This is a genomic window from Thiomonas sp. OC7 (assembly GCF_900634595.1).
GTDB lineage: Bacteria > Pseudomonadota > Gammaproteobacteria > Burkholderiales > Burkholderiaceae_C > Thiomonas > Thiomonas arsenitoxydans.
Genome location: NZ_LR131953.1, coordinates 3554421 through 3573088 on the forward strand (window position 1 = coordinate 3554421; position 18668 = coordinate 3573088).

Consider the following 18668-nt stretch of genomic DNA (forward strand, 5'->3'; position numbering starts at 1 on the left):
CTACAAGATATGAACGGCCGCGATTCCGACAGCGGCGAAGCGTTCCTTCTCCGTGTCTCGAAGTGGATGCACGGATGGTCGCAGCAGTGCCTTGCCGAAAAGGGCGTTGCAGGCATGAAGAGTATTGGACCCTTTGCGGTGGTCATGCCGCCGCTGGGAGGGGCAGATCCGTTGGCGGGCTGGTCGGACGCGCCGTTCTTCGAAGAAGAGCCTCCATCGGACCTTGGCGGATGCATCGCAATCACGAGCACTTCGTTCGCTCACGTGCAGACCTTGATGACTGGCTGCACACGCTTGATGGAGCTGGGTGAGCGACTGAGCAGCCTGGGATTGCGAGATCAACCCATGGCAGTGGTGATTCCCAGCAAAGGGTTAGTCCGGCTCTGCCCTGGCGGCGTGTTCGGCGAAAAGATCTCGATCGGACTCGACGCCGCGCCAATGACCGACATCGATGAAGCGACGATGGATCGCGAATTGCAGTCATTTCACGACCTGTGCCTGCGCTACCCGGATGGTGTATCGCATGCCTGGCATGACCGCAAACAGAGGGTGCTGCGCAGGGATGCGGAGGCAATCGTCAGGGATGCTCTCTTCGTCTATCTGAGCTGGAAGGCTTTCAGCTCAAAGATCGTACTGCGAGAGCACCAGACCAGCGTCGGAAGAAGCGACATCTCGCTTTTGGACAACAGCCGTGGCCAGGCCGTCACGTCTTGCATCATGGAGCTGAAGGTTCTTCGCTCACGAGGCATGACCAAGTCCAAAAAGGAAAAGCCGTACAAGCCCGAGACCATGCGACGCCATTGCCTGATGGGCGTGAAGCAGGCCATGAAATACAAGAACGCCGAGAACGCACCGCTTGCATATCTTTGCCTGTATGACGGGCGCGATGCCGACGACGAGGTGCCCGATGCAAAGACCGCGGCCGATGCGGGCGTCATCCTATATCGGCGTTACTTCATGGAGACCAGCACTCGCGACGATCTAGAGCCGGCGGCAGCCTGATTTCAGGCCGGCCGCAGTCGCACCAGGTCTTCGCTCAACTCGCGCTCCCCACCCTGCTGCGCGCTCGTGCGCATGGCGCGAATCGGCGTGACCGCCTCACAGACGTAGCCTGCGCCTTCAGCAAGCTCAGCCAGGATGTCGCCCACGTCCACCAGGACTCCGCTGTAGCGGCTATCGCCAACAGTCATCAGCACGGCCCCATCGGGGTTCATGTTGGGGCGCATGTTGGTCAGGATCTGGTTCAGGTCCGCAAAGTAGGCGCCGACCATGTCCGGCAACTGCGAGTTCCACAACTCGTCCCTCTTGGCATTCAGTGCGGCGACGGTCTTCTGCAGGCGCTTGGACTTCAGCCCTTCCCAGGACATATCGCGATGAATCTGAACGTGAGAGCGCAGCGTGGAGGTACGCAACTGCGTGTTGTCCTCGCGGGACTTGATGTAGCCCAGCACCCACAGCTCCACGTTGTAGATGTCGGTGTAGTCGAAAGAGTTGGGGTACGGCGGGGAGAAAAGGGCGATGTCGATCGAGCGGGCCTTTGAGACCTCGGTACGAGCATCGCCGCGGAACAGCGTGTAGTCGCTCGACTGGCGTTTCCCGTGCAGGGTGATGTCGACCAACGCTGCCTCGAAAGCAGACCCGAACGCCCTCATCACGTCGTCCGGCGCCTTCTGCGTTGCCTCCCAGCAGCCGCGATACCGGCGGCCCTTGCCGCTGATCACGACGTTGCTCATGTCAACGAGAATGCTGCCCAGCAGCACACGCATCAAGCGACGATTGGTCACGCTCGCGGTTTCATCGATTGCCCGGCGCAGACCCAGGAGTTTGCGGAATGTTTCCTTGGGGAAGATCCACCGGTTGTTGAGCCCGGGCTCGACCATCGTTGCCGGCCATTGCTCGTACCGGATGGACCGCAGGTCGATCTTGGTCTCGATCACCCTGTCGATGACCGCTGCGTAGTCATCGACCAGGGATGCGCGGTCGTAAGTCGAAAGCTTCGCCTCAATCAGGTCGGCCAGGAACGGATTGACTTCAACGGTCGTCGGCGCGATGCCGAGGAACTGCGAGGTCAGTGCCGTGGTACCGGAGCCTCCAAAGCAATCCAGACAGGTCGACGGCCAGAAACCCAGGGTCTTGATCGCCTCGACAACCAGCATCGGCGAGAACGCCTCTTTGAAGCGGTACCACCGCTGAAAGGGAAGGTTGTGGCTCGGCACGTTGGACGATATCACGCCACCTTCGACCAGCCCGGACATCCAAGACGCGAAGTTACGCCGACCTTCTGGCCCCAGATCCGGGCAGCTCTCCGCTAGAAAGGTACCGATGTCCAACCCATTCACTATCACTCTCCCAATAGTCGCTGAGTCTACGTCGCGGGGGCATTCGCAGAGCATCGCAGTTTTGCATAGTATTCAAAAGCAAGATGAGGTCCTGCGACCGAAACGACAGTGCATCGCCACTCCCCCGCCGGATCGGTACGAGATGGCGGGTCATCCATGCCGCATGGGCAGCAGTGCTGCTTCCCAAGAAGAGGACGCTTGAGATGAAAGCTCGGCCGGTACGCGCTTCGCGCGGCATGCAACCGGGCGCATACCTCGATCAGCGCCGGGGGCTGCGGTGGTGCTGGGCGGACCGGCTGGGGCGTGAGACTGCCAATCCCTACAGGTTGAGGCCGCACCCGGTGCTGACGCCGGCCAGAAGGTCGATCTGCCCATCGAGAGCATGCGAGCGCGTTCGATGGCGGTCCCGAGAACCTGGTCAGCCATGGACCACCTCCGCGCGCGCCCAGTGCCGAAGCCCCTGGACGCAGGACACGGTGAAGTACACATACAGCAGCGCCGTGATCCACTGATGCTGCAACACGAACGCGGTCAGCCCGAGGCTATTGCCGACCAGCCAGAACCAGTAGCCGCGCCGGTTGCGGCGCTTGATGAATTCATTGCCCACGATTGAGAGGGCAGTGAAGGCGACGTCGAGGGTGGTGATGATCGTGGACATGTCACCCCCCATACCGATGTGAGCGACCTTGATCCGGGCTCGCGCCGACGTACTGCTTGTAGGCCGCAATCCAGTTGGTGGCGATGGCATGCTGGGCCTGCTCGAGGCTGATTCGCCTGCGGCAGACCATGCTGTGCAGCCGGTTCTCCAGTTTGTCCTTGGCGTAGCTTCCCCAGCCACCAATGACGTGGTGCGGCTCGGGCCAGAGGTTCTGCGGACTGTCCGGCGAGCCGCCGAGCTCCAGGCTGATGAGGTGATCCTCTTCGTAGTTGCGCAGCATGAACGCATCCTTGCCCATCTGCTGCGGGTAGCCATATCGGCGAACCCCCTCGCGTTTGAGGTTTTCTGTGTAGTGCTCATCAGGCCGGATCGACCGGGTGTATCCGCCCGGGCGGCAGATGGTTTCGCGCAGATTGGCCTGCGTCACCGCGGAATTGAGCGCGCCCGGGGTCAGCTGCGGGTTTGGCAGCGCATCCGCTTCCGGAAACACCAGACCCATGCGACCAGAATGCTGAATGTCCTTGCCGCCACCAAGCTGTCGTTCGTAGGACTGGCCGCTGGCCCGATGGTCAAGGTAGCGTTCGCTGTCGTGGGCAGCGATGCCACCGAGCGCATAGCCTGCGGCGCGCTCAGCGATGCGGCCGAACGTGGCGGAATCATGTCGCTCGCAGCCAGCCACGAGCGGGGCGGCAAGTGCCAGCATCAACAAGACTGGGCGCCAGGTCACGACTGAGCCTCATCGACGTGCTGCGGTTCGCGCAGCAGCACGGCGGCAATGGATTGCACCGCGGCGATGCACATGCTTTTGTGCGGGCGGTGGCCCAGCGCCAGAACGGACGCCGCGGCTCGGGCGGAATCGAGCTCCAGCGCACTGTGCCCGCTGCGTCTGAGTTCTTCCTGGGCGGCATTGATCGCGGCCAGCGCACGCCCGGAAGCCTCCTGCGTCGGCAGCAGGCCAATGCGTGCCATCGCGATCGCCTGCTGGGCGATGATCAGATCGTTGGTGTGCATCAGATGCTCCGCCGATCGGCCAACGCCTTGGCGATCTTCTGGTCGGTCTTGTATTGGCTCAGTGCGTAGACGGCCCAGATCGTGGCTGGAATCCAGCCGATCAGCGTGAGCTGGAGGATCAGGCACACGATACCCGAGATCGGCTTGCCGATGGTGAAGAACGTCAGCCAGGGAAGGAAGAGGGCGATGAGAAGGCGCATGGTCGTTTCCAGGTCAGGTACTTGTTGGCGGTGTGGGGCGCGAAGGCTCAGAACGGGTTGATCGACACGCCGCGTGCAGCAGCGCAGCTTGCGGAAATCTTGCTGTAGTCCGGCTTCGTGACGTTGAGCCAGCTCATGTCGCGCGTCTTCAGGATGTACTGGGTGGTGCACCACTGGTCTTCGGCGACATAGGCGTTGTCCTTTTGCGTGTTCTTGCCGGCGAAGATCCCGCGTGCCGCCGCCTGGAAATAGGCAGTGGTCTTGCCAGGCCACGGTTCCGGCGCAGTGACGTCGGCGAGCATGGTCGGGCTCTTGGTGATGAGTTCGGCGGCTTGTCCGTTGACGCAGCCTTTGATCAATGCCGGATTGGGCTGCTGACCGCACCAGTTCCACTCGGCGGTGAGTGCCTTCGGATCCTTCAGCATCGTGTGCAGGGACGCATTCGCGGGATCCGTCTTGTGGCCACATCCGGCGAGCAGGGCGCTTGCTGCAACGGCGGCAACGAGCAGGGTTTTGGTGTTCATCTTCATGGGGGTCCTTGGGTTGTTGTGTGATGCCAGCGGAAGTCCGCGGGTAATGGGTGGTGCTCAGGCAGCGTGCGGCAGGCGTGCGGCCTCGCGGGCGCTGCGCAGAGCTTCGTAGCGATCCAGGAAGATATCCGCCCACCATTGGGGTGACCATCCGAGGGCGCCGATATTTTCATGGAATGGCGCTACACCCCCTAGGATTCTCCAGGGGAGGTTGCGGTCAGCATCGAAATGCATCAGATCCCGCCGCTCAGTGGCCAGGGCCACCAGATCGGCATACTTGATCAGGTCCTCCCAGTCATGCGAGGCGAATGTCACGTCGAGTGCCCGACGCACGACGGTCGCCACGTCAGCCTCGACGTCATGCCATGCTGCGCCGAGTGCGCTCTTGATGGGTGTCGGGATGTCGCCGATGTAGGCCTCATGCGCGTCGTGAAGCAGTCCGGCAATCTGGGCGTCGACGGGCGCACCCCGCTCCTCGAGGATTCTGGCCACCAGCAGACTGTGCTGTGCCACCGAATAATGCACTTCGGTGTGGCCGCCGAAGCGGCAGATCAGTGACAGTGCATGGGCAACGTCCTCGATGTCCACGTCCGCAGGCACCATCTGCGTGGGCAGATAGTCGCGGCCGGAGAAGGTCAGCATGTGGAGGGAGTTCATCGGCGTGCCTCCCGGCCCACGGTGGCCTTTGTCGCTGCGCCAACTTGCATGCTCTGCGGCGCCCGGGTCGCGCTGGCCAAGAGGCCGTCGGCATACCCGCGTCGGTAGGACTCCTTGCGCCACAGCTTGGCATCGGCTCTGCGGCCAGAAAATCCGTCGCGCTCACCCACTAGCGCGTAATCGACCTTGAAACGAGAGGGGAACATGGCAGATCCTCAGGCGTGGTCGCCGAAGGGGTCGACGGGTTCGCCCATCAGCGGCTCTTGCGCCGCCACGGCTGCCGCGATGGCGGCCGAAGGCCTTGTGGTTTGACCAGCCGAGGTGGGGCCTTGCTTTTCGCTTCCCGGCTTGCTGCTCAGCAGAATCAGATCCGTGCCGACGACTTCGGTGGTGTAGCGATCGATGCCATCCTTGTCGGCCCACTTCCTGGTGCGTAGGTAGCCTTCGACGTAGCACTGACCGCCCTTTTTGAGGAAGTCGCTGGCGATTTCTGCGCGGCGGTCATAGAAGACCACACGCGTCCACTCAGTGTCTTCCTGGCGCTCACCGTTCTTGTCTTTCCAGACGCGAGCCGTGGCCACCTGCAGGTTGGCGACTGCGTTGCCGTCAGGCGTGTAGCGCACCTCGGGGTCGCGTCCGAGGTGGCCGATCAGTTGAACCTTGTTGAGAGAGGACATGCTTCACTCCATTGAGGGGATGAAGTGAATAGTAGGCAATGCCTGCCTTCATGTAAATAGGCATTGCCTACTTTTTACAGCAGGGTGGCTTGTGGGCCACTCCATACCGAGGCGACATCACGACAAGGCGAAGGGCGTGCCACGGCTCGGCAGCCCTCGACCCATAGCAGCCGGTCGCGCCAAGACGAAGCGGACATTCGGCGCCCTCGGTAGTCTCGGCGGTGCTAGGTCCAGAGGTTTAACCTGATCGGAATCGCTCCCGCACTAATCGGCAGGAGGATGCCGCTTGATGGCGCGGCTAGACGGCATCTCTGGAACGCGACTAGCACCGTCAAAGGCGCCGATTGGAGACGCCAGCGCGCTGTGCTGCCAAGCTGCAGACGCAGTACACCAGGCCGAAGGTCTGACCGCGCCACTCAGTCCGTTGACGAGCGATTGTCGCCACCGTCCCCGCCCTGGAACTGCTCCACCGCTTCCTGCATATCCAAGTGGTAGTTCTGCAGCGTCAGCGTCATATCCTCGATATGCAATCGCCGTTCGAACGGTCGCAGGACGTCGAACTGCTGCTGGATGATGCTCCCGCCTTGAAGGTATTCGACGAGGTCAAGCGCTTGGAAGCTCTCATCGCGCCAGAAGCGGACCTGCCGCTCTGGCCAAAGCCGTACGTGGCCGCCAGCGACCACGTTGATCAGCTCGTGCGCTTGACGTACAGGATGCGCACCCATCGTGTACCCGTTGAATACTCGATTAGCGGTGATGACGCCGGTGTGCACATCGGCTGTGGCGGGAACATCCCAGCTCAGCCACTTGAGCAGCTTTTCCTGATTGGCGGTGACCTTCATCCAACGTAGGCGGATGTCAAGCTGGTCCCGAGCCGTCTTCAGGTGCTCATAGCTTGTTCGCAGTTCGTGCGCCGACACGGGCAGAAACGAGTTCTTGCACTCAAAGACGAAGAGATGCCCCTCCCGCCACGCAATGATGTCGGTCTCTCGCTTGCCTTCGATGTTGAACTCGAAGTTGGCTCTCACCTTGAAGCCGGCTTCTTCGAGCGTCGCCACGACGGCCTCCTGCATCGGGTCCTTGCCACCGAGGAGAACACTGCGCAGATTGTTTGCTGTGACGACATTGCGCACTAGGTTCGACCGCGCAACCATTGCTGGAGCGACAACCAAGTAGTCGGCCGCCTCAATTAGAGGCCGGTACTGGATGTCGATGAACTTCTGGTCTGCTTTCAGGGTGAGGACGTCGACAACCTCTTGCGCTTTGGCGGGCGGCAGAACCTGACCGAGTGTCATCACCATGTCCTTGACGCGTACCAGCGGCAGGACGGACCGCATCCTCAGGCGCTGCTGCCTCTCCTCAGGCTGAATTTCCTGAAGCTTCTGCTGGAAGACGGCACTGAAGAACGCGAACATGCGCTGGACCTTCATGATGTCGCCTGCAGTGAGCGTCTGAGTGACCTGTAATGACAGCGGAGCGCCCTGTCGGAAGTTGTCGATGCCAAGGCCAATCAGCGCAGCGACTTCCTCTGCGAAAAACTGGTCGCCTGCAATGGGCGCGAAGAATTCCGGGTCTTGAATGACCAGGAACACCAGCCGCTCAATTGGCTCGGTGCGCAGCTCGACGAATTCACCCAGACGAGAGTGCTCGAAGGCCGCTTTGATGAAGGCCTCCATGGTGGGGATCGGCTGGTTCCTTTCGTGAAACTGGCGCACAACACCGGCTGCGCGAATTTCCTCTTGCAAGCTGCTCTGGATGTAGCCCAGGCGAATCGACCGCTCAAGGTCTTCGTCAATGGACAGTACCTTGAGCTCTTTGCCGTGCTGCTCCACCTTGTACGGCATGCCGTCCAGCAGCGCCTCCACCTCGAACAGCTCATTGAGACGAGCCGCGTCCATCAGCAGCTCCGCGTAGACACTGTCGTAAGGGGACACCAGCAATTCGTCAACGTGCTGCCAGTCCGTCGGCACGGTCCCAATCTCCTCGCGCATCAGGTGCAGGATGAGGGACAGGCCTTGCGTGATTTCCTCAGTTGACCAATGCTCGAAGATGGAGGAATCCAGGTACCGGTTGCCACCCCTCCAGCCCTGTGCGAAGGCCTCGTTGATGATGACCAGGAGGCTCTTTTGAACGAGTCTTCGCCGGGCTTTCAGGCGCATTACCAAGCGTTGCCGCAGGCGGCGGGCTGCGGGAGCGAGGTTGAGAAGCACCCGAACTGAGCGCAGAAACTCCTGCCGGTCGGCACGTAAAGTGACTGTGGGCAACATTGCCAAGGCGGCGTCTGTCGCCTTAACGATGGCACCTGCTTGGAACTTGTACCGCGAAGCTCGAAGCAAACCGTCGCGCCGCAGGCGTGCGACTGCGCTGTCCGCATCCCACAGCAGCAGGGCCAGCATGACTGCAACTGACCATTGATGGTCGTTGCGCTCTAGATAACCCTTTAGAGCTTCGAGCGCAGCTTTCGCGTCGTCCTTAGATGCCTGCACCGGACCGCTCGCCAATGCAGTTGCGGTGATGGCCGCAATGGTCTTGTGGCCGTGCAACTCTGCGGCCTTTGCCAATACTCCCACTTTGCCTCCTTAAGTCGATTGATGGAGTTGCGGCGAGATTAGCGCCCGAATCTCTCGTTACCGTCGGCCGGTGCGAGCGCACTTCACCCAAACCACGGCTCCGGCAATCAATGCCGTTCGGCAGCCCAGCCGCGGTCGATCAAGTGCTGCGAAGGGCTTGAACGCTAGCATCCTGTCTGAACAGTCAATACGACATGACCGCTTTCAGCGAAAGAGCCAATGACTGCTGCTGGCCGGCAGCCGTTTGTCGCCGTAATGGTTGGAAACCGTGGGATTCCAACCAACTTTTGCAAATAGAATTTTTACAACATGGCGGCTCGTGAGGCGCCCGTTATCAGATTTGCTTGCCGAGCCATGCCCAGATCACGCGGCCGTGAACATGCAGCCCGGTCGCTTCCTCGGGGGAGATCTCCCAGCACTTGTAGAGGCCGTTGTCCGAGTTGATGGACAGAGCCTTCGGCATGCGCTGGATGCGCTTGATGAAGGTCTCGTCACCGAAGGTGAAGAGGTAGACGCCGTCGCGCTCGATGGACTGCACGGATCTGTCAATGACGACGATGTCGCCGTCATTGATGGTTGGCTCCATAGAGTCGCCTGCAACCGTGACGAGGGCAAGCGAGGTTAGCGCCACGCCCGAGTTGCGCAGGATGCGGGAGACGATGTCTTGACATACCTGCACGGCGCCGACGCGCAGTTGTGCTTCCAAGTAACGCCCGGGCCCAGCGGCAGCCTTCAAGTCGAACTGAGGGATCGTGACCATCCCATCAACAGCTCGCGCGGGGACACCGAATCCCCACTCTTCGCGTACCCCCCAATGTTCTGGTCCGACGACGTCTGAGAAGTATTGAAACAGGGCATTGAGGCGAGACTTGGCAACACGACCATGATTGATCCAGTCTTGAACAGACGGCGGCTTGACATCCATAGCTCGCGCTAGGGTGACCTTCGACACCCCCTTCTTCAGTCGCGCCGACTCAATTGCAGCGCCGAGTTCTTTGCCTGTAAGCATTGCCTTATTCGACTTCATAAGCAAGTATAAGGCAATGCATTGCCCGAAAGAATGCATTGCCTTATACTTGCTTCATGAGCGCAATCACTCCTCTGTCTGAAGCGATCGCCGCCAACGGCGGCTTGTCCGCTTGCGCACGCATGGTCGGCGTGAGACCCCCGACCATGCACCAATGGATCAAGGGGCTGCGCCCCGTGCCCCCGAGACGATGCTACGCAATTGAATCAGCGTTGGCAGTTCGTCGCTGGGATCTCCGCCCCGACGACTGGCACCTGATCTGGCCAGAACTCGTGGGCACAGAGGGGGCACCTCCTGCACCAGGCCCTGATTTCCCCTCGACCGGAGAGCAGCCATGATCAGCGCACTCATCCAGGGGACGCTCAAGAGGACCGCATCGCGCCGCATCGGCAAGGTTCCGTTCGTGGTTGCAACCGTTCGAGTGCCGACAGATGGCAATGAGGCGGCATTCGTCGACGTCATTGCTTTTGATGACGCGGTTTGCCAAGCGCTGCTGTCGCTGAGCGCTGGCGAGCCCGTCGCACTGGCCGGCACGCTGACTGCGGGCGTCTGGATCACCAAAGAAGGCGAACCCCGCCCGCAACTCAAGATGATCGTCAACGCTGTGCTGACGATCGCCTCGGCACGACGCAAACGCGGAGCGCCAGGAGCAGTGCAAACAAGAACCGAAGCGCCCGCGAGCCGGGGCAGAAGCAACGGAGTCTTTTGATGAACATGAATGAGCCCCTGAAACTTCTCGTGACCGCCGAGGAAGCAGCCCGCATGCTCTCGATGGGCAGATCGACCTTCTGGCGCAACGTCAGCGCGGGTGTCTTTCCGCAGCCCGTGCGCATCGGCGGCCTCACGCGCTGGCGGGTCGCCGATCTGGTGCGGATGGTGGACGCCGGGGCGCAAGCCATGGCGGAGCAGGGGAGGGCCGCATGAACGTGCGCCCGCCGGCCTTGAATGTCTCCTCACCTCTGCATGGGGCTTACGCCCGCCCGCCGGTTGATGCCGGCCGGTGGGCGTTTCTCTTTTTTGTGTCCCATTTTTTCGTAGGGGGAGAGCGCATCCATGCACATGTCATCACCCGCTGAATTGTCTGCACTCGACGGTGCTTGCTTTCGCTGCGACGAGGCCGATGCCGTGCCCCATTTGGCAGAACCGCTGACCCCGCCTGATTGCGACCTGCGCAGCAGTGGCATGGTCTTCATGCCGCTCGACGTCGGCAGGATGATGGACTCTGACCAGTTCGCGATGGCCACAGGCGAAGAGTTCAAGGCCGCCATGGCGCTGTACGCCAAGGCCTGGCTGCAAGTGCCTGCGGCGAGCCTGCCCAACGATGATCGTGTGCTCGCACACTTGGCCGGCGGTTATACGCCGCGCCGTTGGCGCAAAGTCAAAGACGTTGCCATGCGCGGATGGATCCTGTGCGCCGATGGCCGCCTGTATCACCCGGTGATCGCGGAATTCGCCCACGATGCCTGGGAAAAGAGCAAGCACACCATCAGTGATGCCACCCCAACGCGGCGAGCCAGCAGCCCGGCAGAGCGCGCACGCCGGTATCGCGAGCGGCAGCGACTCGCCAAGCTGGCTGCGTCAGCAGGCGCGGAGGGTACCGTCACGGCGCCCGTCACGCGTGACGCCGTCAGACCGACCGTCACGGAAACCGTCACGGCGAGCGTGACGCAAAACGTGACGCCCGTCACGCCTTCTTTTAAAAGTGAAACGAAAGAAGGAGGGGAAAACGTGACGGCGAGCGTGACGCGTCACGGCGCAACGGCCGTGACGGACGTCACGCGTGACCCCGTTACGGCGCCGCAGCGGCAGCTTCCTGTGCTCTCCACCATGCCTGCGGCTCCAGGCGCTGACGCGCCTTCGCCGCCCCCCTTCGTTGGGACAAAGCCGAACCCCGGAAAACCCGAAGGCAGACACCTGACCGCGGATGAGCAAACGCTTTGCGGGCAGGTCTGGGCGCAGTACGGCTCTGCATACCACGCGCGCTACGGGGCCGATCCCCTTCAGGACGGCAAGGCGCGCAGGCAGGTTGCCGATCTCGTGCGCAGCCTCGGTGCACAGGCGCCAGCCATCGCCGCCTGGTACGTCGGCCATGGGGGGCGCTGGTATGTCGAAAAGGGCCATGACATCGGATCGCTGCTGGCCGATGTAGGCAAGTTGCGCACCGAATTCATCGCGTCTCAGGTCAAGGTCAACGTGCTCTCGCGCGTGCAGGGTTCCGCACCAGGGCCGGCCCGCCCGCCGGTGCCCGCGCCCGAGAAGATCAAAGAGAAGTTGCAGCGTCTTCAGTCCCATTTCACGAGCGGGCGTTTCGCGCCTGCCGCAGCAAAGGAGTCGAACGGATGAATCCGACCGATACAAGCACGGCGCCACTCAACTTCGGCCAAGACGAGTTGAGTCGCACCGAGATTCTGGAAATCTCACTCAGGGCCATCCGACCGGACCCCGATCAGCCGCGACGCTACTTCGATGAGGAGGCGCAGGCCGAGCTGCGCGACAGCATGGCGTTGTATGGGCTCCTGCAGCCCGTAGGCGTGCGGCAATCGGCCGATGGAAGTTGGGAACTGATCTTCGGCGAGCGCCGGTACCGCGCAGCAATCATGTTGGGCTGGAAGACCATCCCCGCACGCGTCTTCCCGGTGGAGGCGCGGCGGATCAAGACTGTGTTGCAGCTCGGTGAAAATGCGCATCGAGCGGACCTGTCCCTTCTGGAATACCTCGGGGGCATCGAGCAGCTGCGCGACCTGGGCGTGCCGGCCGGCGCGATGGCGCGCATGCTGTGCAAGCCCGACGAGTGGGTGGCAGCGATGATGGTCATCAGCCGCGACCCCCTGGCGCGCTCACTGTATGAAGCTGGGGTCATGACGCAGGTTGGCGCCTGGGATGCGTTCTGCCGCCTCCCGGAACATCTGCGCCGCGGGCTGCTGCAAAGTGGCGAGCAGTTGACGATTCAGCGATGCAGGAAGGTGCTGGATGCCCACGAAGCGCAGATGTCCGCACGACAACAGGGGCTGCTGCAGGAACCGACGGCGAGCGCCTTGCTGTCGCCGGAAAGATCCTCTGCGGCCGATGCGGAGAGCAGCGCGCCGGAGAAAACCACCCAGACGGCCGATGATCCGGGCGAGTTCGGTGAGCCGTGCGACGGGCATGAGCCGGGAGTTGCGAGCGCAGATGACCGGGCTGACAACGAGACCATCACGGTGGCGCTACCCCTGTGGCTTGCGCGCGCTCTGGTCCCCGAGAGGGCGGTTCATCTGCAGCAGATCGCCGAGTGGCTGCCCAGCAAGGACGGCTTTCCTGACGCGATTCGCGCTGCTCTGGCCGCGGTCGAGCAAGACCTGATCCACGTCATCACTGGCTTCGCAGGAGGACGGCCATGAGCGCGCAAGGCAGTGACGCCATCGCCCTGTTTCAATCGCTTGACGGAGAAGGCCTGCGGCGGGTTGCAAGGTCCGCCAGGACGGACATCGAGGATGTGCACCAGCAGGCCCTGATGATCTGCGCCGAAATCGCAGCAGGGCAAAGCACCTTCGACCCGCTTCTCGGTACCCTCGAGCAGTTCGTCTTCGGCAAGCTTTGGGGCTTCGCGGAGCGCGAATCCCTGTTCCGCTCTGACAACAGCGTCGATGACGAGGAACCAGAGGGCAGTCACCTTTCAGCGGCTCGCGACGAAAACGCCAACCCTCTGTCGATTCTCTTGGCGCGTGAAGAGGCGCGGGAGGATGAGCAGGTGCGCAGCGCGGCGGTCGCCGCGGCCCGACGATCCGATCCACTGACGGCATTGGAGCTTTGCCTCGCCGCCGGTGCGGCCAGTGGTCAAACCGCTCAGGCTATGGGGCGCCATCGAGCCACTGGCTGGCGCAAGCGTCGGGACGCCCTTGCCGCTACAGCTCGACTGCTCGGAGTGTCGGTCAGGTCCGATTGAGTGCGCATTCCGGGCGAGCTCCGCCAGTCGTTCAGATCAAAGTCGAGCTATTGAGCTTTGTTTTCCGACTCGTCACTTGAGGCTAGGAGCTCCTCCACCTGGCCGAGAAACGCGGCGAGCTCGCCCTGCTTGCCTGGTCCGTTCGCACGCCATTCGTCCATCGGTCTGACCATCGCAAGGCCGCGGGCATCCCGCAGGAGATTCTCAATTTCGCAGTCGTTCATGTCGCGCCCGCGCAGGTAGTACTGACACCACCGAGCAAAGGTCAGGATCCACATCGAGACGACCAGGGCGCCATCCCAACTGGTCCAGTCCGATGTACTGGCGAGGGGCTGCTGCACGATCCGCCGCTGCCGCGTGAGGATCGCGCGCATCGACTGCAGGCTTGCCTTCCGTCGTTCCGTGCTGCTGTGGGCAAAGAGGAACGCTGCGACGTTGGTCGTCTGGCCCTCGCGCGCTCGGTCAAACGCCGGCGATTCGCCCTTTATCTTCGGTTCCAGCATGCTGGCCAGTTCCTGTACCCAGATCTCGCAGGCATCATCGAACTGAGCACGATCGTTTTGCAGCAGGGGAAAGATCACGTCCTGGAACAACCACGGCTCGGTCCAGGTCAATCGCCGCATATGCCCGCGCATGGAGTCGACCAAGCGCCACAGATCGTCCGCGGGGATCGTCTCCGGAAGCGCCTCATGCAACGCAGCGACCAAGCTGTTGTAGATCTCCGTCTTCTTCGGATGCCCTGCCGCGTGATGAACAAGCCATCCCAGGGTGCGTACCCGCTCCGCGTGGGGAAAGCGGCTGATCAATTGCAGCGCTGTAGCGAGATCGCCCGTCTCTTCCAGCTGCCACTTAATTGCGTTCAGTCCCATCCATTGCAGGAGTCCATTGCCGCTGCGGAGGAGCCGGTCCCGTTGCTCCTCGTTCATGTCGAACTGAACCGCCAGCGCAATGTCGCTGACGATCTGGCTCAACAGCGATAACCGCACAGCATCCTCGACTTGAGGCTCCGTCGGCACATCGCGCATCTGGGCTTCAGCGATCTCCAGCAGGGCATCTGGGGCATACCACCACAGAAACTTGATGGCGAAGTACTCCGGCCAGGTCAAGGCGGCGTATTTTGTGGGATGGAACAAGTGATGCGGGTGGTAGGAGCTATATAGCAGGGTCTCGACCGGCCCCCGAAAAATCTGGGCATCCATCACGGCCAACTCCTTGTCCACCACCTCATGAACACAGTCGAACGATGCTTGGAGGAACCGTGCCAAGAATCCCAGAAAGTCACGCTCGGATTCGAGCTCGTGAAAGCGGTAGTCCCCGAAGCGCGAATGTGCGAGCACCTCGCCGAGGACGTCCCATGTCGCGCTGAAATCCGAGAAGGCGCCGGCCTGTTGGTTCAGGCAATTGCGCAGACCTGCCGTTTCTGGCAACGCGAGGGAGCCGTTCTTAAGCAATTCCAGCGCCGCCATCCGGTCCTTCAACGGATCACCGCTCAAGCCTTGCAGCGACGGCTCGCCGATCCATACGCTTAGCACGTCGCCCGCTTGGGTCTTATCGAGTAAGCGTAGTGGTTCGTAGCGTCGCGGCACCGTGGGCGATGCGGTAGAGTCGAAAAGAAGCCGCATGGAGGGATTCCAGCTCTCGGATTCAGGCGGCATTGTTGCTGCCTCTTGCAACAATCCGAACTTGTATCGCTCAACTTGTAGCAGGGTGTCCGCAGGGATCGGGGTGACCAGTAAGGGGTAGTTCTCGGCGGCTTTCTGAAAGGAGTTGGACATGTTGAAGCCTTCGACCGGTAACCCGTCTGGCCCCATGATGAGGATGTAGCGATCGTGCAGCCGACCTTCCTTCAGGCCGTAGATGCGTAGCTTGATGCGGTCCAGTAGGTGACGGTTCTGCCCGCAGTTCGCCAGCAAGTTGTTAATCCGTTTCTGGCCGGATCCGTCGGACTTGCGACGCATGGGTCTGTCGTCAGTGACCGGCTTGGGTAGGGATGTGAAGAGGATGTAGTCCGCCTCGGGTACTGCACAGAGCAACAAAAGCCCCAGGCCTGCGTCCTCGAAATAGGGATCGAAGACGACAATTTGTTGCCGCTGGTGCTTTACCAGAAGAGCTCTGAACCACTCCACAAATTGCAAGCGTCCCTCGCCGTCGCCCTGACCCCAGCGCAGGAAGAAGCGTCCCTCCGACTTCGTCGGATGCAGCCGCGCAAAAAGGGAAGTGAGGTCGCGGTTGGCCGGAACCCAAGGGTCTGCCGCACGCCCGCCAATACGGTTGGTGAATCCCAGATCGCCGCGATTGATCGTCAGGGCTGCTTGCACCCGCGCCGTCGCGGAGGGTCGAGTGGCTTTTTCCAGCCAGTCGAACTTGATCGGGCTGGTCTTGTGGCCCACCACATGACCCTGAAGATGGATCTCCCGAATGTACCCGACTCGCCATCGGCAACACATCGTGCCCTGGCTGGAACGATCCCTATGGAAGCCGAAGATTTCCAGCTCAGTGCTGTCCGTCCTAGCGCGCAGTTGGTCGCCCAAGTCGAACTTGCACTCGAAACTGCCGTCCACATCGCGGGCGGCTGTGTCGATGCTCGAGTAAACGATCTGACCGTCGTTCGCGATGCTCAGGCGGAACTGGAAACCGCTGAAGTGAGGAACCTGCATCGGATTGAATCGGACGATGAGAGCATGGGGTGTGTCGGCCCAAATCACACTCAGCAAGTTGCGCTCCTGGTCATCCAGCGCGGGAAAGACCAGTAACTCAAGATCCCCAAACCGGGCGGAGTCGACATGACCGAAGTCCAGCCCCGTATCCGCGTTGAGGCGGGTGACCACCGATGCAGTCAATGCGATGTCATAGTCCTGACCGATACGGAACAGTGCCCCTTTGTCGACCCGGGTGATCGAAGCGCTGTATGCACCGGCACCGCCATGCGGGCTAGAAGGCGAACGCCGTTCATGCGCGTCGCGGTTGAACAGGTAGGCGATGGGTCGGTAGGCTAAGTCACCGACAGCGAGCGCGGTCGATCCGAAACGAGTCTCAAACCGCGGCGAGAGTCCAAGTTTCAGATCGTCACTGATCTCCGAGATAGTTCGACCAGCGCTCATTTGCCTCAGGAGGTCCGCACAATGGATGCTGCTGACGTAAAGGTTGAGCCGCGTAACCTGTGCCTGGACTTGCCCGAAGGTCAGGAAGTGATCGTCATCGCTTGCGGACCATTGGCCGTTGGAATGGCTGTAGGGGAGTAGGCGACCATAGATCACGCGGTTTTCGACCGCTTGTTCGGACCTAATCTGCAAGACCCACAGTTGCAACGCACAGTGGCGGCCGTGCTCAGAGAACAGTCGAGCCAGCCGGCCGTCACTGAGCAGATCATCCAGTGCAGGAGCCTTTCCTTCCATACGACTACTTTTCCGCATTCCCGCCCCTCGCTTTGCTTGGCGATGCTAATTGCCAAATTTTGCGGCTGATCACCTGCTTCTGCGCAGTCAGAGGCAGCAGCGGCTTCACTGGCCGCACCCCCGGGGTGCTGGCCTAGACACGCCTAGCTACGTTGTACCAAGGCGTGTTGTGCCACCTTCGTTCGGCATCGTCTCGGACGTGAATGGGATGTTGATATATAGGCTCCCGTCGGGCCTGCAGCAGTAGTGAATGCCGCCTTGAGCAAGCAAGTCGTCCACAAGGTCGCCGACGCTCTCGAACACCGCCTTGTCAGTCCACTTGCCATAGTCTTTCGCGATCTCCTTGAGTGCATTTTCCAGGCGCGTGAAATACGGCGCGAACCAGTGCCCTTCCAACGCCTCGGTGGTCCTGGCCATCTCCGACACGTTGCGGCCCAGGCCTCGGAGGTTGCCAAGGTGGTACGCAGCGAACTTCATCAGGTTCTCATATGCGACGTAGATTTCGCCAAGAATCTGATCAATGCTGCGGTGAATCCGGTATGCCATGATGTGATTGTTGACCTGCTGCCTCGTTTCGCGCAGGCACTTCAAGAACGTGTCTTCGTAGTTTTCCGTTGGCGCGGTGCCGAAACCAGCGCTCAGCATGGTCGCTGCGTACTCATCCCAGCACGCGAGAATGGTCTGCCACCGGTATCCGATCCGGGCGTTGGCGTGCGCAGTTCGCAACAGAACACCGGGAAACGCGGTGTCGAACTTGTACGTCACTTCGACGTGAGCGCACTCATGGGCAATCGTGTGCAGGACGAAGCCGAAGTGCTCGTGCTTGACGTCCTCCAACGGAGCTATGTACTCGGCGTTCAGAACAATGTGGCTCTTCAGTGTGCCGTCGCGAATGACTGACGGAGTCATGGCGATGCCCACTACATGCGTGTCAGAAGCTTTAAGACGAAATGTGGTCTCGTAGCCCCGATCGAGGTCAAGCAGAGCTTGAGCGTAGTCATACGCCACGGTCACGCCGTCAAGTCGGCTCAGGTCCAACTGCCTGCTGAGTTCTCGCACGCATGTTCCAAGCAACGCCCCCACTTGCCTAGCCCGATCTTCGCTGTCAAAGGCTCTCGCGTTGACGACGAAGCTGTCTGGCGTGGTCGTCGGTCTCGTCGCTTGTTCGACGGTCTCGGACATTGTCAATTCGTCCATAGAGTTGTCCCTTTAGGCAAGATGCCGACATCGTGCCATAACCCCGACGAGTGCCAAATGGTGCGTCAGAGTCGGGTGCGTAAACGCGACGCCGCTTGATTGAAGGCATGTTGCGCCAATCGACGAGAAACACTGCGCTTCATAGGCGATATGCCAGCCTCACCATTGGACTTTTAACCCTGCGGCGTTCGGGGTCAGCGGGCTGGCCTGGGGCGTCCACGTGATGCGGGGCCGAATCGGTGGAAGGTCAGGGCGTGGGGCGGGAACGCTGTTCGTTGCCCATCGGGCCAGCCGGCCGCCTGGAATGGCGGGGACAACGACGCCGGCCTGCGCGTAGACGCGGGCGCCGTAGCGCGCTCCAGCAATGCCGGTTGCGTTTCCGGTGAAAGGAATCGAAGAGCTAGTATTTATGCTGCTTCCAGGCGGTTTGGTGCAAATTCTGGTGCAAGTTTTCAAGGGTAGGAACGCGAACTCAACTGTAAACA

Annotated in this window: 21 protein-coding genes; 7 read left to right on the top strand and 14 right to left on the bottom strand. The window is 61.3% G+C overall.

Annotated features, from left to right (window positions below; translation table 11 throughout):
* Window positions 1-9: 9 nt before the first annotated feature.
* The gene (locus tag BIO17B3_RS17085; RefSeq protein ID WP_156054932.1) at window positions 10-1002 is read left to right on the top strand and encodes a hypothetical protein; all 993 of its coding nucleotides are present in this window, start codon (window positions 10-12) and stop codon (window positions 1000-1002) included.
* A 2-nt stretch (window positions 1003-1004) separates the two neighbouring features.
* Here the strand turns inward: BIO17B3_RS17085 and BIO17B3_RS17090 are convergent, their stop codons facing one another.
* From BIO17B3_RS17090 to BIO17B3_RS17140, 12 genes are all read right to left on the bottom strand, one after another.
* Window positions 1005-2255 carry a hypothetical protein gene (locus BIO17B3_RS17090; RefSeq protein WP_156054933.1) on the bottom strand — a complete coding sequence of 417 codons (1251 nt, stop codon included), beginning with the start codon at window positions 2253-2255 and terminating at the stop codon, window positions 1005-1007.
* A 502-nt stretch (window positions 2256-2757) separates the two neighbouring features.
* Entirely contained in the window at window positions 2758-2997 is a 240-nt protein-coding gene (locus BIO17B3_RS17095; RefSeq protein ID WP_172978992.1) for a nicotinamide mononucleotide transporter, read from the bottom strand.
* A 1-nt stretch (window position 2998) separates the two neighbouring features.
* Entirely contained in the window at window positions 2999-3700 is a 702-nt protein-coding gene (locus BIO17B3_RS17100) for a hypothetical protein (protein WP_156055320.1), read from the bottom strand.
* Between the two features lie 20 nt (window positions 3701-3720).
* Window positions 3721-4008, bottom strand: a complete 288-nt coding sequence (locus BIO17B3_RS17105) for a hypothetical protein (RefSeq protein ID WP_156054935.1) — start codon at window positions 4006-4008, stop codon at window positions 3721-3723.
* The gene (locus BIO17B3_RS17110) at window positions 4008-4208 is read right to left on the bottom strand and encodes a YqaE/Pmp3 family membrane protein (protein ID WP_156054936.1); all 201 of its coding nucleotides are present in this window, start codon (window positions 4206-4208) and stop codon (window positions 4008-4010) included. Before BIO17B3_RS17110 ends, BIO17B3_RS17105 begins: the two co-directional genes overlap by 1 nt.
* Window positions 4209-4255: 47 nt before the next feature.
* Window positions 4256-4738, bottom strand: coding sequence for a hypothetical protein (locus BIO17B3_RS17115; protein ID WP_156054937.1), 483 nt, complete (start codon window positions 4736-4738; stop codon window positions 4256-4258).
* 57 nt (window positions 4739-4795) lie between these two features.
* Window positions 4796-5395: an HD domain-containing protein gene (locus BIO17B3_RS17120; RefSeq protein WP_156054938.1), complete on the bottom strand. Its 600-nt coding sequence runs from the start codon at window positions 5393-5395 to the stop codon at window positions 4796-4798.
* Window positions 5392-5601 (bottom strand): hypothetical protein, encoded by a 210-nt coding sequence (locus BIO17B3_RS17125; protein WP_156054939.1) that lies wholly within the window; start codon window positions 5599-5601, stop codon window positions 5392-5394. The genes BIO17B3_RS17120 and BIO17B3_RS17125 overlap by 4 nt, the downstream gene beginning before the upstream one ends.
* A 9-nt stretch (window positions 5602-5610) precedes the next feature.
* On the bottom strand, window positions 5611-6072 hold the full coding sequence (locus BIO17B3_RS17130; RefSeq protein WP_156054940.1) for a single-stranded DNA-binding protein: 462 nt from the start codon (window positions 6070-6072) through the stop codon (window positions 5611-5613).
* A 74-nt stretch (window positions 6073-6146) separates the two neighbouring features.
* Window positions 6147-6269: a hypothetical protein gene (locus tag BIO17B3_RS19385; RefSeq protein ID WP_255421406.1), complete on the bottom strand. Its 123-nt coding sequence runs from the start codon at window positions 6267-6269 to the stop codon at window positions 6147-6149.
* A 219-nt stretch (window positions 6270-6488) separates the two neighbouring features.
* Window positions 6489-8642: an endonuclease gene (locus tag BIO17B3_RS17135; RefSeq protein ID WP_156054941.1), complete on the bottom strand. Its 2154-nt coding sequence runs from the start codon at window positions 8640-8642 to the stop codon at window positions 6489-6491.
* 334 nt (window positions 8643-8976) lie between these two features.
* On the bottom strand, window positions 8977-9651 hold the full coding sequence (locus BIO17B3_RS17140; protein ID WP_156054942.1) for a S24 family peptidase: 675 nt from the start codon (window positions 9649-9651) through the stop codon (window positions 8977-8979).
* A 74-nt stretch (window positions 9652-9725) separates the two neighbouring features.
* Between BIO17B3_RS17140 and BIO17B3_RS17145 the strand changes: the two genes are divergently transcribed.
* The 6 genes from BIO17B3_RS17145 to BIO17B3_RS17170 all read left to right on the top strand — a co-directional run bounded on the left by BIO17B3_RS17145 (window position 9726) and on the right by BIO17B3_RS17170 (window position 13591).
* Window positions 9726-10007 carry a YdaS family helix-turn-helix protein gene (locus tag BIO17B3_RS17145; protein ID WP_156054943.1) on the top strand — a complete coding sequence of 94 codons (282 nt, stop codon included), beginning with the start codon at window positions 9726-9728 and terminating at the stop codon, window positions 10005-10007.
* Window positions 10004-10378 carry a single-stranded DNA-binding protein gene (locus BIO17B3_RS17150; RefSeq protein ID WP_197737911.1) on the top strand — a complete coding sequence of 125 codons (375 nt, stop codon included), beginning with the start codon at window positions 10004-10006 and terminating at the stop codon, window positions 10376-10378. The genes BIO17B3_RS17145 and BIO17B3_RS17150 overlap by 4 nt, the downstream gene beginning before the upstream one ends.
* Window positions 10378-10593, top strand: a complete 216-nt coding sequence (locus tag BIO17B3_RS17155; RefSeq protein WP_232054329.1) for an AlpA family transcriptional regulator — start codon at window positions 10378-10380, stop codon at window positions 10591-10593. Before BIO17B3_RS17150 ends, BIO17B3_RS17155 begins: the two co-directional genes overlap by 1 nt.
* 135 nt (window positions 10594-10728) lie before the next feature.
* A complete protein-coding gene (locus tag BIO17B3_RS17160) occupies window positions 10729-12012 on the top strand; it encodes a DUF1376 domain-containing protein (RefSeq protein ID WP_156054944.1) in 1284 nt (427 codons plus the stop codon).
* On the top strand, window positions 12009-13046 hold the full coding sequence (locus tag BIO17B3_RS17165) for a ParB/RepB/Spo0J family partition protein (RefSeq protein ID WP_156054945.1): 1038 nt from the start codon (window positions 12009-12011) through the stop codon (window positions 13044-13046). Before BIO17B3_RS17160 ends, BIO17B3_RS17165 begins: the two co-directional genes overlap by 4 nt.
* Window positions 13043-13591 carry a hypothetical protein gene (locus tag BIO17B3_RS17170; RefSeq protein WP_156054946.1) on the top strand — a complete coding sequence of 183 codons (549 nt, stop codon included), beginning with the start codon at window positions 13043-13045 and terminating at the stop codon, window positions 13589-13591. The genes BIO17B3_RS17165 and BIO17B3_RS17170 overlap by 4 nt, the downstream gene beginning before the upstream one ends.
* A 47-nt stretch (window positions 13592-13638) precedes the next feature.
* Here the strand turns inward: BIO17B3_RS17170 and BIO17B3_RS17175 are convergent, their stop codons facing one another.
* Window positions 13639-16986, bottom strand: a complete 3348-nt coding sequence (locus BIO17B3_RS17175) for a VPA1262 family protein (protein ID WP_232054330.1) — start codon at window positions 16984-16986, stop codon at window positions 13639-13641.
* Window positions 16987-17133: 147 nt separating this feature from the next.
* Window positions 17134-18183, bottom strand: a complete 1050-nt coding sequence (locus tag BIO17B3_RS17180; RefSeq protein ID WP_156054948.1) for a hypothetical protein — start codon at window positions 18181-18183, stop codon at window positions 17134-17136.
* Between the last annotated feature and the right edge of the window lie 485 nt (window positions 18184-18668).